Source organism: Bacillus sp. PK6-026, from assembly GCF_054161455.1.
The window spans coordinates 3,968,114-3,983,538 of the sequence record NZ_CP096418.1; the positions used below are offsets into that span (position 1 = coordinate 3,968,114).

The following is a 15,425-nucleotide window of genomic DNA, read 5'->3' on the forward strand; positions in this document are numbered from 1 at the left end:
GATAGACGAACCCCCCGGACTTCACGGCGGTCCGGGGGGTTTTTTTCCTATTGCTGAAGCAATCCCTTTTTCAGCTCGTCTGATGAACGGTCCCAAAGCCCTTGATCATGATTTTTCAGAAAATCGGCCAGAACGCGCTTGGAACTTTCATCCATGTGCTCGACGATAATCTTCCGCTTCATCGACTTATCCATTAAATTCACGTGCTCCGGAAGCGATTTGTAGCCGCGGCGGATGCTTCTGTCCACAGTCATTTCGCAAGCCGTCACCCCCGCATAATAAGGGCCTTCTTCCCTGCGGTCGATCGTAACCCACACAAGCCAGTAAGGTTTTCCGTTCGGCACCTCTTCCTTGTTCGGCAAAAATTTGATTCCTTTTTCAACCGTGCTGCGGGCGTGCATGGCGCCGATATCAACAAACGCTTCTTTCTCTTCGACATCGACAAAGACAGGCGAGATGTTGTCAAGGCTTAAAGCCCCTGCACCAAATCCCCCGTGTCCGTCCGTCGGATCGCTTTTAATAATATTGAATCCGATTGTTTTTTTCTTTTTTCCTTGTTCCATCAAAAATACCTCCTACATCAGCGGCCGGAAAACGCTGTTAAATATCGAGATGATATATTCCCGCCCTTCATTCAAAAACGGCCAGAATACATATTGGCCAAGCGGCGTAATGACGATGATCAGAAACACGATCGAGCCGTACGCTTCATATTTCGACAGCTTCGCCCGCACATCGGGGGCGACCACATCCTGTATAACCCGAAAACCGTCAAGGGGCGGGAACGGCATTAAATTAAACAGAAATAAAAGCAGGTTGAGATTCACCCAAATCGTAAAAAATTGAAGCAAGCCGCTGTAAAAACCGGAAGGCAGCGTCCCGGACAGCTTCACGGACAAAAGCAGCAATATAAAACCGATGAAAGCAAGGATCAGGTTGCTGATCGGTCCTGCGATTGACACGAGAAATCCGGCCAGCCTCGGATTTTTAAAATAAAAGCGGTTAACGGGCACCGGCTTTGCCCATCCGAATCCCAAAATAAAGATCAAAATCGTTCCAAACGGATCAAGATGCTTGAGCGGGTTGAGCGTCAGCCTGCCCTGCCGTTTGGCCGTCTCATCACCGAATTTGTATGCCACATATGCATGGGCGACCTCATGCACGGTGAATGCGGCAGCAAGTGTCAAAACAACATACGGAATCATTTCCAGCGGATAAATAAGAAAACGGTCTAAAATGTGGCTTTCCCTCTTTCTCATATACAAAGATTTACTATCTCCAGTATACTATAAGAGCAGCTGATGCTAAAGTAAGCAGCCATTTTTTAAAAGGAGGAGGAGAACATATGCCGTACGTAACGGTTCAAATGCTGGAAGGCCGCACAGATGATCAAAAAAGAAATCTGGTGAAAAAAGTGACCGAAGCCGTCTCCGAAACAACAGGCGCACCTGCAGAAAAAATCGCGGTCATCATTGAGGAATTGAAAAAGGAAAACTACGGTGTCGCCGGCAAACGAATGAGCGATATGTAATAAAAACGGCGTCTGCCGCTTACATGCGGGACGCCGTTTTTATTATTTATACCAAGCTTTATTTCTTGTGATCTGGCTATTGTGAGCCGAATCCCAGACATCGACCGTGTAGGCGTAGTCGTAGTTCATAATGCAGCGGATTCCGCTTCCTTGCGCATCGTGGTTCAAGCCGAAGTTATGGGAAAATTCGTGGGTCGCCGCTTTTGCCGTGTTGGCCGTTCCCTGGTCGAGGTTTACGCTGAAGGCGCTGCCGTTCGGCTTGCTGTTGTATACGTATGCGATGCCGCCGGCGTCAAAATTGCTGTTCGCCGTAAATCCGACGACAAATTTATAGCTGCGCCCGCTGAAATTGCTCTGAAGGTTTGATAGAATTTGAGAGCTGTTGCTGCCTGAAGAAGTCCAAGGCGCCACGGCTTCGACGACAAAATCAATATCGTGGTCCCTGTTGAACATGACATCCGCCTGCTCAATAATTTGGACGATTCTCGTCTGCCAATCGCTGTATTTCGCGCGATACTGAGCGTCAGCCACGGCCAGGACGCTCACTTTCTGACTGCCCGTGCCTGCCTGGGTTGAAAATGTCCCTTTGCTCGTATTCTTTTTAAACGTTTTTGTTCCCGTCACATTTCCTTTCTCATCCAATATTTTCGTATTGACCGTTCTTTCTATTTGAACTTTTCCTTTCAAGTCTTTAAAGTCTTTCGCCTTAGGCAAAGAATCGATATGAGTTCCTTTTACTTCATGGCCGTGTTCATGATCGTGCCCGTCAACCTTGGCGGCGCCTGCCGTCAAACCGGGGATGAGACTGACGGAAAGTAATAGAGATAAGAATATAGAACGCTTTTTCACTGCTAATTCCCTCCTTTTTTTGAACGAATGAAAGATTCTGCTAGTTATCTAAAAATTCCTTCAATTCATCCAAAAAGAGGAAATATTACACGCGTTCTGTTTACTGCTCCTTTCTATTTCCCCACAAAAATTCCAAAATGTTTACAATAAAACAAAACAAAAAACCTACCGTTTTCCGGCAGGCTTATGAACAAAGGTCTCTGAGTTTTTTTATGTAAGCGACGGCTTCATCGAATTCTTCGTCCGTATACCGCTGCTTGCTTTTTACGGTAAACACTTTTTCTCTGATCTCTTCCTGCTCCAGTCCTTCAAAATACAGAATCGTCGACACCAGTTCCAAAAAGCGCGATGACTGGCCGTTCACGTCGTCTATATAGGCTTTAATATCCCGCATATCCAGCTCACACTGGCTCAAAAACTGCGTTCCCGCTTCAGTGGGCGAATAGCGGTATTGATAATAGCCGCCTTTTTTTTCTTTGACTTCATGAAGAAATCCGAGATTGCAAAGTTCTTCGACTTGAAGCGTCAGCTCCTCTGAATAGGGCCCGTAAAAATGAAAATCATATTTTTCATAAAAGGGAAGCTCCAATTTCTTTGCGATATAAATGATTTTCTGCAGCTTTTTCCGCCCTACAATCTCCCCCGAATCCGAGAAGACCTTCATCAGCTTTGCATGTTCTTTTAACAAATCTCCGCCATCTCCTTCATCCTTTTCTTTCTATATCAGTCCGAGCAATTCTTTCATTCTTTTCGCATGACGGCCGTCAGGCAATCCTTCGATTAAATCGAGCGGGAAATACAGCTTATGGTCCGTTCTCCGCTTGCCTGATATCGCATCGACAATATCGGACTGCCGCGACAGCTCCTTAATCTGGCCGTTGTGCGTCAGCAATTGAATCGGGAGGCGCTCCTCTTCTTCCCCCGGTCTGTAGAAATCATAAGGAAGGTCTGAGGACGAATCCACCACAAGATAATAATCGGGATCAATCCCTGATTCTTTAAACAAGGCGGTCAGTTCAAAGTAAGTCGCCATTTCCTCATTCGGATTGAATTCCGCATACTGGAACAGCCTGCGGTTGATAAAACGGCGGCATAAATCAGACAAAACTTCATCCTCTTCTTTTTCCCAGGCCTGAAAATAATAAAGAATGATTGCTTCATCAAGACTCAAATAATCTTCCAATGTGACATTGCCTTCAAAAATAGAATAAAAATGCACAGGCGCATGCGTGAAAACATAGCCTTCCTCATGAAGCTGCTTTGCACGGTGAAGAATCTTCGTCAAAATCACTTCCGCGCTTCTTGTCACAGGATGGAAATAGACCTGCCAGTACATCTGGTACCGGCTCATAATATAATCCTCAACGGCATGCATTCCGCTTTGCTTAATCACGATTTGGTCTTCGCGCGGCCGCATCACGCGGAGGATCCGCTCCATATCGAAATGGCCGTAGCTGACGCCGGTATAATAGGCGTCTCTCTGGAGATAGTCCATGCGGTCAGCGTCAATCTGGCTTGAGATCAGGCTGACGACCTGTTTGTTTTGATAGGTTTTCGCGATGACCTCAGCGACATCCTTTGCAAACGTCGGGCTCACCTTGTTTAACACCTGGTTAACTTCTGTATCGCCTAAAATGATCGCTCTCGTAAAATCTTCATGATCAAGCCGGAAGACCTTTTCAAACGAATGGGAAAACGGGCCGTGCCCCAAATCGTGCAGCAATGCGGCGCAAAGGCACAGATCACGCTCGCTGTCATCCCATTCCTCCCTGCCTTTAAAAACGTCATCAACCATTCTTCTGACAATTTCATAGACGCCGAGAGAATGGTTGAAACGGCTGTGTTCGGCTCCGTGAAACGTCAAATAGGTCGTTCCAAGCTGTTTGATTCTGCGCAGTCTCTGAAATTCACGGGTTCCGATCAAGTCCCATATCAGCTTGTCCCGTACATGGACATAGCGGTGAACAGGGTCTTTAAACACTTTTTCTTCTGATAATTTTCCGTTTGGATACGCCATTTTTGTCCCTCTTTTTTTCAAACGTGAGGCAAACTGATCGCTGCCCATCCGTCTCTTTTTCTTCGGAGAACTAAATGTATATTGTAAGTATTGCCCGATCTGCTTGTTTTCTTTTAGGTCTGTTTCTATTATATCGAGTCTGCTTTTTTGAAAACATCCTTGAATTTACCCGGCTATTTGTTCCAGACTGCAAAAAAGCCGGCAAACAAGCAAAAACGCCTGACCCGTTAGGGAGGCGGTTATTTTTTGAGTTTCTTTTTCACTTTTTCGATCAGCTCGTCTTCATCAGGAGCTGACAGCGGACGATTATTGACAAACGCGAACGATTTTTTTCGTCCCGGCCCGCAGTAAGACTGGCAGCCGATTTCCACTTTTGCATCCGGATCGATTTCTTTCAGACGGGGCAAAAGCGTCTTTAAATTAGTGGCCTGACAATCGTCGCATACTCGAAATTCATTAGCCATTTCATACGCTTCCTTTCGTTTTGTTCATCTGTCTTTATGAAAGGCATTCAACCGTGCCGAACTTTGATAAAAAATGACACCATCCTTCATTTTACAAGGATTCTTTCATTCCTGCAAGGATCGCGCTAAAAAAATCAGTTCCTATTCTTTTAGCAAACTTGTATAAATATTTTCCAAAATGGACAATCTAATACCAATACTGACAATGGGAGTTGAGAAGTGATGAAACAAAGACAAGACGCTTGGTCTGAAGAGAATGATTTACTGCTTGCTGAAACGGTATTGCGGCATGTCAGAGAAGGCAGCACACAGCTGAACGCCTTCGAGGAAGTCGGAGACAGACTGAACAGGACATCAGCCGCCTGCGGTTTTAGATGGAACGCGGTTGTCCGCCACCAATACGAAAAAGCATTGCAGCTGGCTAAAAAACAAAGGAAGCAAAGAATGCGCGCCCTTGGAAACGGCCAGCCGGCGAAAAAACGCTTATTATACAAGCCGCCTGTCGAAACAGAGGCTGAACCGCCTGCAGAAAGCGTCATTGGGCAGCAGAAAGCAACCGCCGATTCAAGCGAACAGCAGCCGATCGCCAGCGAGCATCTGCCTTATGTTGATGAGAGCTTTAAAGAAGAGTTAGCTAGTTTATCGCACCTTCTATCGCCAAACCAGCCGCAGGCAGGCCATTCAGCCGATTCATCGAAAGACATGACGATCGATGATGTGATCCGCTTCCTGCAAAACTACACAGGAAACGAAGCACAGACTGCCGCTTTAAAAATGGAAAATGACCGCTTAAAACAGGAAAATGAAGAGCTGACGAAAAAAGTTGAAAAGCTTGAAGCTGAAGTCAAAAAGCTGGAAAAAGACCAGTCGACCATCCAGGAAGACTACGAAACGCTCGTAAAAATTATGAACCGTGCAAGAAAACTAGTTTTATTCGAAGAAGACGAACACGCTGCGCCCGCCTTCAAAATGGACCGGAACGGCAATTTAGAAAAAATGGCTGAATAGCGCTTTCAGAGGGTGCGGCAAAGAGACAGAACTGAAACATAAAAATTTGCCGATACGCTGATACCCCTTTCTTGAAAAAAGGGGGTATTTTTTACCTCTGCGGCTTGCTTTCATATGACAAAAATTTCATAATAGGGATAGCAATTTATAAGGCGGGGTATTCGATGAAGTTTGTTTTATATGCGGTTCAGTTAGGCACGGCAGCCCTTTTGTTTTTGTTTTCTGCATTGGCAAGCTGGTATCAAGGCAGCGAGCTTTTAAAGGTGCCGTGGGAGTGGAAATATACAGCCAAGTTTACAAAACTGCTCTATGGAGAGGACTCCATAAAATACGCACACGATATTTCCCAGCTTGATTTTTTCGTCTACGCGGCCAAGCATACGCCGGCAACCGTAATTTTAATGGCTGTCAGTTTGGCGTATATCATCGCTTTGGCGGCTTATCTTCTCATCAAAACATATGTAAAACGAAAAAGCGCTTTAAGCGCAGCATAAAAAAACCGCTTCGGAAGCGGTGAAGTGTGACAAAATCCTGAAACGTTCAACCGTTTTAGGATTTTGCCGTCTATGAAGCATTTTCTCAATCCGCTAGAGGCAGCCGCGGTTTTTCGCCGCTTTAAGCATGCCTGGCAACGAATATAACGGGAGCGCAGAGGCTCTTCTTCTATCCAAAAACTTTTTCATTCCGCTCAATCATACGGACGAGGTTTTTTTCATAGGCTTCTTCTTCTGCGGGCGTGAGGGGGCCTTGATAAATCTCCCCGCCCAGCTCTTTCAGCTGTGTCAGAAGCAAGAGCATCAAGTCCTGCACCGAGATGTCTTCATTGAGAAGCTCAGAGAGCGAAGCCATCGTTTCCGGGCGAATATCGGGATAAACGGCTTTTGTTTTCCCGCGCATGTCTTTCAATGCGGTGTCGTAGAAACGTTTGATCAGCTCAGCGCGACCGCTTCCGCTTTGATCAGCGCATAAATAAATTTGAACAGCCACTCCGCCTCTCAGCCGCCTCTGGGAAATTCCCGCAAACTTCCTTCCCCCGATGCTCAAATCAAAGCTCCCCGGACAGTAAGAGCCTTTGATTTCATAGGCTTCGATTGCTGCGTCATAGGATGACAGCATTCGCTTAACGAGCTCAAACATCGCTTCATAGCCCCGGTCGATATCAATTCCGTTTTTCTTATCCTGAAAAATCAGCGAAACGTTTAAAACCCCGCTGTCCAAAACGACGGCCAGTCCGCCGGAATTGCGAACGATGACTTGATAGCCCGCTTCTTCAAGCAATGAAATCCCGTCTTGTAAATAAGGAAGCCTTGTATCCTGAATTCCGAGCACGATCGTGTCATGGTGCACCCAGGAACGCGCCGTCGCCGGAGACAAACCCTTTCCGACAGAAGCGCACAGCGTATCATCTATCGCAAATGATTGTTTTGCATCAAAATATGGGCCGAGGCTGGATTGGTCAATAATTCTCCATTTCGGCTGGATGAGTAGATCAATCGGTTGCTTTGCCATATATATTGTAAACCCTTTCGTTATGCATTTCAGCCAACATCCATTATACCATTTACGAAAACATGATGTGGGATTTTTTCTTATCTCCGGCGCTTCTCCTTCATTCATGTGACGCTTAAAGACGGTTCTCCGAATTCGAGCGGCAGCCCGACGTAATTTTCGGCAAGACTTTGAGCGGCCGCTGTTGAGGTTGTGACATGGTCAAGCTCAGCCAATTGAATTTGGTAGTCAAATGGCGTGTAGCCGTGATGACGGTGCAGCAGGGATGTCATATACCAGGAAAAGCGCTCCGCTTTCCAGACGCGGCGGAGGCAAGCCTCAGAATAGCGGTCCAGCCGTTCGGTTTTGCCAGCTTCGTAATAGTCTTCGAGCGCCCACGCAAGCCGTTGGACATCCGCCATCGCAAGATTCAGGCCTTTCGCACCGGTCGGCGGTACAATATGCGCGGCATCCCCCGCTAAATACAGTCTGCCGTATTGCATTGGATCGCATATAAAGCTTCTCATCGAGACAATGTTCTTTTGAATCACAGGGCCTTCAGTCAGCTTCCATCCGTCATCGGCCGACAGCCTTAAATGAAGCTTCTCCCATATCCTTTCGTCCGGCCAGTTCCCGATTGAATCTGAAGGGCTGACTTGCAGGTAAAGCCGCTGGATTTCCGGAGTCCTCGTGCTGACGAGGGCAAACCCGTCCTCATGATGGGCATACACAAGTTCAGACGAGGACGGAGGGGCTTCAGCCAATATGCCGAGCCATCCGTATGGGTACACCTTTTCGTACTCTTTGCGGATCTCCCTCGGAATGCTTTGTCTGCTCGGCCCATGAAATCCGTCGCACCCCGCAATGAAATCGCAGGTCAGTTCTTCTGTATCGCCGTTTTCAGTCTGATAAGTGATGACGGGCGCTTCTGTATCAATATTTGACAGGCGGACGCCAGACACATTGAAAACGATGCGCCCTCCCGATTGCAGACGGACGTCGATTAAATCTTTGATCACTTCATGCTGGGGATAGATGGCAATGTACTTTCCTCCCGTCAGCTTGTGCATATCAATTCTGTGCCGCTTGCCGCCAAAGCGGATCTCAATCCCTTGATGAAACATGGCTGTTTTCATCATCCGTTCACCGGCGCCTGTTTCATTTAGCAAATCTACCGTCATCTGTTCAAGAACGCCTGCACGGATGGTTTCTTCAATCTCCTTTCGCGAGCGGGATTCGATCACGACCGCTTCGATTCCCCGGCGTTGGAGCAGGTTTGCGAGCATAAGCCCGGCAGGCCCCGCTCCGATAATTCCCACTTGTGTCCGCAAAATGGTTTCCTCCCTTTATCCATGTTTTGATGTGGCTTCTAACGTAAACTCGGCGCTTTCCGATTTAGAGACAAAATCAAATGAAGCATGCTTCTCTTGGACGAGCATGATGCCAAGCGCAGCAAAAACACTCGGGATCGCGAACACCATGAAAGCCTGCTTCGGCTCCATCCCGGCAGCAAGAATCAATGCAAACAGCGAAGGGGCAATGATCGCTCCGAGTCTGCCGACCCCGAGCGCCCAGCCGATTCCGGTCGCTCTGATTTCTTTCGGATAATATTCTGAAATATAAGGATTGGCGATATTTTGCGCTCCGACAGTGCATGCTCCGCCTAAAGCAATCAGCAAGTACAGAAGAACGGCGTTCATCGTCATTCCAAACGCTGCAAAACAAAAGGCCCCGATGACATACATCGCCGCAAGCACTTTTTTATGGCCGGCCTTATCTGCCAAATATCCGCCGAGTACCGCTCCTGCGGCTTGTCCGCTGCACAGCGCCAGATTAAATGACAAGCTTGACGACAGCCCGTAACCTGACTCCTGCATCATTTTCGGAAGCCATGTATTTAAGCCGTAGACCATGAGAAGGCAGCTGAAAACGGAAAGCCAGAATGCGAATGTGCTCGCTGCACGTTTTTGTTCGAACAGTTTTTTAACTGGAAAGCCCTTCTTTTCTTTCGCAATCACCGAAATTTGATAATTGTCGTCTTCCCTGTACCGTCCCGCCGGATGCACCTGATTGAGAATCTCAGCCAACGCTTTCGTCTTCTTCTTCAAAACGTAAAATGACAGAGATTCGGGGAACCGGCTGAAAAAAAACGGGAGCACAAAGAGCGGCACGGCTCCGATCAGATACAGCACTCTCCAGCTTGTCCCGGGCACGGCGAACATGCCGACGAGAGACGCCAGCACACCGCCTGCGGAATAGCCGCAATACATGGCGGCTACGATCACCGCTCTGTTTTTTTTCGGCGAATATTCGGTCATCAGCGAAATCGCATTTGGCATCAACCCGCCCATTCCAAGAGCAGCAAGAAACCGCATGATCGTAAACAAAAGCGGAGAATCGATCAGCCCGGCCAATGCCGTAAACAGGCTGAACAGAAAAATACAGAAGCCTAACACCTTTTTGCGGCCGTATTGATCTGCGAGCGGTGAAAAAATAAGTGCGCCGAGCATCATACCGATCAATGTATAGCTGCCGATCGCTCCGGCTTGAATGGCGGTCAGGCTCCATTCCTCCATCAGCCACGGCAAGCTGACGCCGTACATCGCAATATCATAACCGTCAAAGGCGATGGCGAAAAAACACCATAGGAAAACAGTCAGATGCACTTTGTTGAATTTGCTGGCCGCCATGATTTCTGCTGGATGAACTGAACGATTTTTCATGTTTCCCTCCACGATTCTAATCGTATTATGAGAACAGCTTAACGTACGGTGTCTTTTTCATTGAAAGCGTGCGTGCGAGCTTTTTGCCCCGCAGGTTCGAATGCCATGACGACATTGGAGCTCCCGGAAGACTGGCCGTATCCGTAAAACGTGCTTTTACATCCGTCTTCAAGCACGCCCAAAAGCATTGCAATGTGACGGCCGCCAGCTTCAAGTCCGGCATTTTTAGCATATTGAGGCAGCATCTGCTGAGCAGATATAAGATCGTTGTCTGTTAAATAGGTTAAAAATTGAGCATCGAGGGCCTGTTCGGCCAAAGTCGGCATGCATTCGGGCCCTCTCACCAAATGGTGGCTGAGTGCCCCGCTGCTGATGAACACGATTTTCTTTCTGCTTTCCTTCAGTACTCTTCCGGCAATCCGGCCCCACAAATACGTTTCTTCCAGGTTCGCCGCCAATGTAACCGATAAATCGATGACCGGAATATCCCCTTTTGGAACGAGATAGCGCAGCGGAACAACTGTCCCGTAGTCCCAGCAGTAGGCGGGATCGTTGATAGGAATGACGGAAAGCCCCTCTTTTGCGCCGGCTTCGGCCAACTGCAGCGCCAATTCCGTGTCCCCGGGGTAAGAATACGGAACATCGGAAATTAAATTCGGGCACTCCAAAGCTGTTAAAACGCCTTGATGATCGGGAGCCGCATCGATCAGATGATCGAAGCTTGACGTCCAGTGACAGGAAATCAAGACAACGGCATCAGGCTGAATTCTTTCGATGATCCCGGAGAGCCGCTTCATCCCTTTGACCAGCTCTTTTTGAAAGTCAGGGGTTTTATCTTCAAAGCACATCCTCGGTGTATGCGGAACAAGCGCCGCCAATTCGATTGACATGTAGATTCCTCCCGTCGCCTTCTTTAAGGTCTTAATTTTGAAACCGGTGTTCCGCCTATGCCCCAGTGGCTTTTAGGAATTTCGGTGACAAGAACACGGACGTTTTCCCTCGGAGCATCAAGGGTGGCGCTCAACGTTTCCGTCACTTTTTGAATGACTTCCTCGACCTTTTCAGGCGGCCGGCCTTCTAATAATTGAATATGAACGATCGGCATATGATCACCTCAGGTTATGATTGGACTGAAAATGATACATCTCCTAGTCCTTCTACTTGTGCTGAAACGCGGTCGCCCGGCTGCAGCATGACAGCTCCCGTTACACCGCCCGTTAAAATGATGCTTCCGGCCGCAAGCTTTTGTTTCTTCCTGGAGAGCATATTGGCGAGCATGGCCGCCGAATTTGCGGGATGTCCGACAACTGCTGCACCAGTGCCCTGCTCTTTGACCTCGCCGTTTATCACTAAAGAGACTTTTGCTTCATCAAGCTTGAAATGGTCCGGCATCTTCACTTTTTCACCTAACACCACCCTTGAAGATGACGCATTGTCCGCAATGACATCAGGCAGGGTAAATGAGAAGTTTTCATAACGGCTGTCAATCACTTCAAGAACGGGAATCAATTCAGCAACGGCTTCAAGGACCTTCTCCTTTGTAACACCCGGCCCTTCAATATCCTTTCCAAGCACAAAAGCAATCTCGGCTTCAACCTTCGGGTGAATCAGCTCGTTCATCCGGATGCTTCCGCCGTTTGGTACGATCATATCTTCAAAAATATAACCGTAGATCGGCTCCTCGACGTTCATCTGCTCCATTTTCGCCCGGCTTGTCAGGCCCATTTTCGGACCGATAATGCCGTTGCCATCCCATAATTTCAGTTGAATCAGTTCTTCTTGAATCGCATACGCCTCTTCGACGGTCAGCTCCGGGTAGTCCTTTGTGATTCTTTCAACCTCGCGCTTCTCTGTTTCAGCAAGATACAAGAGGCGCGCCGTATCCTTCAATGCTGTGGCATTCATCCGTTTTCCTCCTTTTACAGCTTGATGCAAATATTGGTTAATTCGCTGAAGAATTCGAGGCTGTGAATGCCTCCTTCTCGTCCGAGCCCGCTCTGTTTCATGCCGCCAAACGGTGTCCGAAGATCGCGGAGAAACCAGCTGTTGACCCATACCATGCCCGATTCGATTTGCCCGGCTACGCGGTGCGCCCGGCGGAGGTCGTTCGTCCATACGGTCGCGCTTAATCCGTAATGTGTATCATTAGCCTGTGCAATAACTTCCTCCTCTTCGTCGAACGGAATCACCGTCACGACCGGCCCGAAGATTTCTTCTTTGATGAGCCTGGAATTGCGGGAAAGTCCGGTGATAATCGTCGGTTCAAGAAAGCAGCCGGATTCCTGTCCTTCAGGGCGTTTTCCTCCGTTTAAAATAACGCCGCCTTCCCGTTTGGCCAATTCGATGTAGTTCATCACACGCTCGGTGTGTTCAGAAGAAATTAAGGCGCCGATATTCGTATCCGGATCAAAAGGATCGCCGACTTTGAGCTCTTTCGTTTTCTCAACGAACTTGTTCAGAAATTCGTCATACGCTTCCCGCTCGACATAGATGCGGGAGCCGCTCATACATACTTCGCCCTGGTTGACGAAACTCGATTTCAATGAGATGCTGACGGCTTCCTCCATGTCGGCATCGGCAAAAATAATATTCGGGTTCTTTCCTCCCAATTCAAAGGAAAGTTTCTTTAATGTTTTCGAAGCAGCTTCCATAATGATTTTGCCGGTTGTCGTTTCTCCCGTGAAAGATATCGCATCAACATCGGGATGCTCAGAAAGCGCAGCGCCGGCGGAATCAGGCCCAAACCCGTGGACGATGTTGACGACTCCGTCAGGCATTCCTGCATCATGGCAGATTTCCCCGAGGAGCGTGGCTGTCAGCGGCGTCAGTTCAGCCGGTTTGATGACGGCTGTATTTCCCGCCGCCAGACAAGGCGCCAATTTCCACGTCAGCAAAAGCAGCGGCAAGTTCCACGGATTGATCAGCCCGACGACGCCGACCGGACGGCGGATCGCATAATTGATTGCAAGATCGTCAGTTTGATAAGCTTCTGTTCCGGCTCCTCTCATAAAATCCGCAAAAAAATGAAAGTTGAAAGCAGCCCGCGGAATATCTAAATTACTTGAGAGCGAAAGCGGCTTCCCCGTATCCAATGTCTCGAGCCTTGCCAGTTCGTCTTTACGCTCAAGTATGATGTCGCCGACCTTTCTGATGATCCGAATCCTTTCGTCAGCGGTCATGTTTTTCCAGCGTCCGTTTAAAGCACGCCTTGCTGCCGCGACTGCAAGATCGACCTCTTTTTTGCCTCCTTCCGCAACGCTCCCGATGATTTCCTGTGTAGCCGGATTGATGTTGTCAAACGTACTGCCGTTCTCTGAAGGAAAGTACCTGCCGTTTATGTAGTGCTGACAGTCAAAAGGTTTTACGAGTTTTGCCGATGGGGTCTGAACATTCATATTCTACAAACATCCTCCTTTTCAAATCCTTTCCATTAAGTTAAATGATTTTAAACGACAAGAAAACAGCAATGTTCCTCTATGCGGAACAACTCAGACATTTTTTCCGAAAATTTGATATTTTCCGCTTTTTTATTTTTAAAATCATGTTATATTATGGAATAAAAGGCAACGAAAACAAGGGAGAGAGTTGAGGAACCTATGACTGTTGAGACAAAGGACCACCAGCTGCTCGGTTCAGTAAAAAATGCACTTCGTCTGCTTCAATCGTTTACATTAGAGACACCGGAAAAGAAACTAACCGAACTCGCCTCATCGCTCGGCCTCGGAAAAAGCACAGTATCGCGCCTTTTGACTACATTGGAAAGCGAAGGGTTTGTCATGAAGGACCCGGAATCCAGAAGATACAAGCTCGGCTTATCGGTTCTGAAGTTAAACACCATTGTCAACTCCACTCTTGAAATCAACCGCGAATCCCAGCCGGTCCTCAAACGGCTGACAGAAGAGACCGGCGAAACGTCGCATATTGCGATGCGACGCGAGCTCAGCGTCGTTTATCTCAATCGGACGGAATGCCCCCGCCCTGTCGAACTTCTCTCATATATCGGGCGGCAAAACCCGATGCATTGCACAAGCTCGGGCAAGGTGCTTCTCGCCTTTGACGAAGACGGCATATTGGATGAGTATGTGAAGGAAGGCTTGAAAAGCTGTACAAAACAAACGATTACAGACGAGGACAAATTGAGGGAGGCGCTGAAAACCGTTAAAGAAAACGGGTTTGACGTCAGTTGCGGGGAATTCATTGATGGTGTCACATCCATCTCAGCTCCCGTCAGAAACCACGCGGGACGAGTGTTGTACGCCGTCAGTGTCGTAGGTCCGGCAGAACGCATAAAGGCCCGGCAGGCGAAAATCGTATACCAAGTGAAAAAAGCGGCCCGGGATATTTCCGAAAGAATCGGGTACTGGAAACGAATATAAAAATTGGGGGAATCGGCTTTGTATGATCTTCACACGCACTTTATACCGCACGATGTGCTGCTTTGGCTGGACGACAATGAAAAGAAGGTCCACGCCGTCCGCGAAAAAAAGGATGGCCGCCAAGCGGAGTTTTTGACGGTCAATCACAAATGGGGCTTTGAATTAAAAGAGCTGTTCTACCAGGAAGCTTTATATTTGGAAGCCCAGCAGGAAGCCGGCGTCTCACACTCATTGGTATCGCCGGTTCCCCAGCTTTTCCTTTACGATCTCGCCGAAGAAATCACAGACGAATTGTCCTTTGTATACAACAAAGCGCTTGCCGGATGGGTTAAAAAACACGACGGCCGCCTTTCAGGCCTCGGCACCGTCCCGCTGAACAGCCCTTTAAAGGCGAGCGAGCGCCTGAATGAAGCGATGAACAACGGCCTTAAAGGAGCGATTATCGGCCCCGGCGCTTCGCAAATGCTTCTCTCAGACGAAGCATTTACACCGTTTTGGGAAACGGCTGACAGAAGAAAAGCGATTATCTTTATCCATCCGCTCCTTTCTGAAGATCCGCGGCTTCGCCGCAGGATGCTGCCAAATTTGATCGGCGTTCCGTGGGAAACGACAATTTGCGCCGCTGATCTTTTGTTAAGCGGGTTTACAGACCGTTTTCGCAATGTGAAAATTCTGCTGGCGCACGGCGGCGGCTTTTTGCCCTATCAGATCGGAAGACTGGACAAAGGATATGACAAATGGGCCGGCGTTTCTTCATCGCTTTCGGCGCCGCCGCGCGAATATTTGCGGAAGTTTTGGTTTGACAGCGTGCTGTGGGAGAAAGAAAGCGCGGCATATTTAAAGAAGCTCATCGGAGAAGACCGCCTTGTTCCGGGTTCCGATTTTCCTTTTGACCTTTGTCAGTGGCCGCCTCTCGATCCCGGTCGGAAAGGGGCGGAATCTCTGCTGAATGTAGCGATTGAAGCATAA

18 protein-coding genes are annotated in these 15,425 nt (G+C 48.2%); 5 read left to right on the top strand and 13 right to left on the bottom strand.

Features of this window, described 5'->3' with window-relative positions; translation table 11 throughout:
* Positions 1–47: 47 nt before the first annotated feature.
* Together M1D59_RS20240 and M1D59_RS20245 are read right to left on the bottom strand one after the other, a co-directional pair.
* Positions 48–563: a YwhD family protein gene (locus M1D59_RS20240; protein ID WP_020453305.1), complete on the bottom strand. Its 516-nt coding sequence runs from the start codon at positions 561–563 to the stop codon at positions 48–50.
* A 12-nt stretch (positions 564–575) separates the two neighbouring features.
* On the bottom strand, positions 576–1,259 hold the full coding sequence (locus tag M1D59_RS20245) for a site-2 protease family protein (protein ID WP_035400430.1): 684 nt from the start codon (positions 1,257–1,259) through the stop codon (positions 576–578).
* A gap of 86 nt (positions 1,260–1,345) precedes the next feature.
* Here M1D59_RS20245 and M1D59_RS20250 point away from each other — a divergent pair, with 86 nt between their 5' ends.
* Positions 1,346–1,531 carry a 2-hydroxymuconate tautomerase gene (locus tag M1D59_RS20250; RefSeq protein WP_025810627.1) on the top strand — a complete coding sequence of 62 codons (186 nt, stop codon included), beginning with the start codon at positions 1,346–1,348 and terminating at the stop codon, positions 1,529–1,531.
* A gap of 42 nt (positions 1,532–1,573) precedes the next feature.
* Here the strand turns inward: M1D59_RS20250 and M1D59_RS20255 are convergent, their stop codons facing one another.
* The 4 genes from M1D59_RS20255 to M1D59_RS20270 all read right to left on the bottom strand — a co-directional run bounded on the left by M1D59_RS20255 (position 1,574) and on the right by M1D59_RS20270 (position 4,861).
* Positions 1,574–2,380: a zinc-dependent metalloprotease gene (locus M1D59_RS20255; protein ID WP_025810626.1), complete on the bottom strand. Its 807-nt coding sequence runs from the start codon at positions 2,378–2,380 to the stop codon at positions 1,574–1,576.
* A 184-nt stretch (positions 2,381–2,564) separates the two neighbouring features.
* Positions 2,565–3,068: a YwgA family protein gene (locus M1D59_RS20260; protein ID WP_023857045.1), complete on the bottom strand. Its 504-nt coding sequence runs from the start codon at positions 3,066–3,068 to the stop codon at positions 2,565–2,567.
* A 30-nt stretch (positions 3,069–3,098) separates the two neighbouring features.
* Positions 3,099–4,397 carry an HD domain-containing protein gene (locus M1D59_RS20265; RefSeq protein WP_025810625.1) on the bottom strand — a complete coding sequence of 433 codons (1,299 nt, stop codon included), beginning with the start codon at positions 4,395–4,397 and terminating at the stop codon, positions 3,099–3,101.
* Positions 4,398–4,636: 239 nt separating this feature from the next.
* A complete protein-coding gene (locus M1D59_RS20270; protein ID WP_003186096.1) occupies positions 4,637–4,861 on the bottom strand; it encodes a YuzB family protein in 225 nt (74 codons plus the stop codon).
* Positions 4,862–5,080: 219 nt separating this feature from the next.
* On the opposite strand from M1D59_RS20270, the gene M1D59_RS20275 reads away from it, so the two are divergent.
* Positions 5,081–5,869 carry an RsfA family transcriptional regulator gene (locus M1D59_RS20275; RefSeq protein ID WP_101561356.1) on the top strand — a complete coding sequence of 263 codons (789 nt, stop codon included), beginning with the start codon at positions 5,081–5,083 and terminating at the stop codon, positions 5,867–5,869.
* A gap of 164 nt (positions 5,870–6,033) precedes the next feature.
* Positions 6,034–6,363, top strand: a complete 330-nt coding sequence (locus M1D59_RS20280; protein WP_023857042.1) for a YjdJ family protein — start codon at positions 6,034–6,036, stop codon at positions 6,361–6,363.
* 169 nt (positions 6,364–6,532) lie between these two features.
* Here the strand turns inward: M1D59_RS20280 and M1D59_RS20285 are convergent, their stop codons facing one another.
* The 7 genes from M1D59_RS20285 to M1D59_RS20315 all read right to left on the bottom strand — a co-directional run bounded on the left by M1D59_RS20285 (position 6,533) and on the right by M1D59_RS20315 (position 13,475).
* Positions 6,533–7,378: a lipoate--protein ligase family protein gene (locus tag M1D59_RS20285; RefSeq protein WP_026580256.1), complete on the bottom strand. Its 846-nt coding sequence runs from the start codon at positions 7,376–7,378 to the stop codon at positions 6,533–6,535.
* 104 nt (positions 7,379–7,482) lie between these two features.
* The gene (gene pobA / locus M1D59_RS20290) at positions 7,483–8,688 is read right to left on the bottom strand and encodes a 4-hydroxybenzoate 3-monooxygenase (protein ID WP_025810621.1); all 1,206 of its coding nucleotides are present in this window, start codon (positions 8,686–8,688) and stop codon (positions 7,483–7,485) included.
* Between the two features lie 15 nt (positions 8,689–8,703).
* Positions 8,704–10,080: an MFS transporter gene (locus M1D59_RS20295; RefSeq protein ID WP_023857039.1), complete on the bottom strand. Its 1,377-nt coding sequence runs from the start codon at positions 10,078–10,080 to the stop codon at positions 8,704–8,706.
* Positions 10,081–10,118: 38 nt separating this feature from the next.
* Complete coding sequence (locus tag M1D59_RS20300; RefSeq protein WP_023857038.1) at positions 10,119–10,970, bottom strand: DODA-type extradiol aromatic ring-opening family dioxygenase; 852 nt, start codon at positions 10,968–10,970, stop codon at positions 10,119–10,121.
* A 23-nt stretch (positions 10,971–10,993) separates the two neighbouring features.
* A complete protein-coding gene (locus M1D59_RS20305) occupies positions 10,994–11,185 on the bottom strand; it encodes a 4-oxalocrotonate tautomerase (RefSeq protein ID WP_020453317.1) in 192 nt (63 codons plus the stop codon).
* 14 nt (positions 11,186–11,199) lie between these two features.
* Positions 11,200–11,985, bottom strand: coding sequence for a 2-keto-4-pentenoate hydratase (locus M1D59_RS20310; protein ID WP_023857037.1), 786 nt, complete (start codon positions 11,983–11,985; stop codon positions 11,200–11,202).
* Positions 11,986–11,999: 14 nt separating this feature from the next.
* Positions 12,000–13,475, bottom strand: coding sequence for an aldehyde dehydrogenase (locus M1D59_RS20315; protein WP_458117642.1), 1,476 nt, complete (start codon positions 13,473–13,475; stop codon positions 12,000–12,002).
* 201 nt (positions 13,476–13,676) lie between these two features.
* On the opposite strand from M1D59_RS20315, the gene M1D59_RS20320 reads away from it, so the two are divergent.
* Both M1D59_RS20320 and M1D59_RS20325 read left to right on the top strand, forming a co-directional pair.
* The gene (locus tag M1D59_RS20320) at positions 13,677–14,456 is read left to right on the top strand and encodes an IclR family transcriptional regulator (RefSeq protein ID WP_026580260.1); all 780 of its coding nucleotides are present in this window, start codon (positions 13,677–13,679) and stop codon (positions 14,454–14,456) included.
* Positions 14,457–14,474: 18 nt separating this feature from the next.
* The gene (locus M1D59_RS20325; RefSeq protein ID WP_048350408.1) at positions 14,475–15,425 is read left to right on the top strand and encodes an amidohydrolase family protein; all 951 of its coding nucleotides are present in this window, start codon (positions 14,475–14,477) and stop codon (positions 15,423–15,425) included.

Coding starts and splice junctions, on each gene's coding strand:
- M1D59_RS20240 (WP_020453305.1), bottom strand. CDS start 563: ATGGAACAAGGAAAAAAGAAAAAAACAATCGGATTCAATATTATTAAA.
- M1D59_RS20245 (WP_035400430.1), bottom strand. CDS start 1,259: ATGAGAAAGAGGGAAAGCCACATTTTAGACCGTTTTCTTATTTATCCG.
- M1D59_RS20250 (WP_025810627.1), top strand. CDS start 1,346: ATGCCGTACGTAACGGTTCAAATGCTGGAAGGCCGCACAGATGATCAA.
- M1D59_RS20265 (WP_025810625.1), bottom strand. CDS start 4,397: ATGGCGTATCCAAACGGAAAATTATCAGAAGAAAAAGTGTTTAAAGAC.
- M1D59_RS20270 (WP_003186096.1), bottom strand. CDS start 4,861: ATGGCTAATGAATTTCGAGTATGCGACGATTGTCAGGCCACTAATTTA.
- M1D59_RS20280 (WP_023857042.1), top strand. CDS start 6,034: ATGAAGTTTGTTTTATATGCGGTTCAGTTAGGCACGGCAGCCCTTTTG.
- M1D59_RS20285 (WP_026580256.1), bottom strand. CDS start 7,378: ATGGCAAAGCAACCGATTGATCTACTCATCCAGCCGAAATGGAGAATT.
- M1D59_RS20295 (WP_023857039.1), bottom strand. CDS start 10,080: ATGAAAAATCGTTCAGTTCATCCAGCAGAAATCATGGCGGCCAGCAAA.
- M1D59_RS20300 (WP_023857038.1), bottom strand. CDS start 10,970: ATGTCAATCGAATTGGCGGCGCTTGTTCCGCATACACCGAGGATGTGC.
- M1D59_RS20305 (WP_020453317.1), bottom strand. CDS start 11,185: ATGCCGATCGTTCATATTCAATTATTAGAAGGCCGGCCGCCTGAAAAG.
- M1D59_RS20310 (WP_023857037.1), bottom strand. CDS start 11,985: ATGAATGCCACAGCATTGAAGGATACGGCGCGCCTCTTGTATCTTGCT.
- M1D59_RS20315 (WP_458117642.1), bottom strand. CDS start 13,475: ATGAATGTTCAGACCCCATCGGCAAAACTCGTAAAACCTTTTGACTGT.
- M1D59_RS20320 (WP_026580260.1), top strand. CDS start 13,677: ATGACTGTTGAGACAAAGGACCACCAGCTGCTCGGTTCAGTAAAAAAT.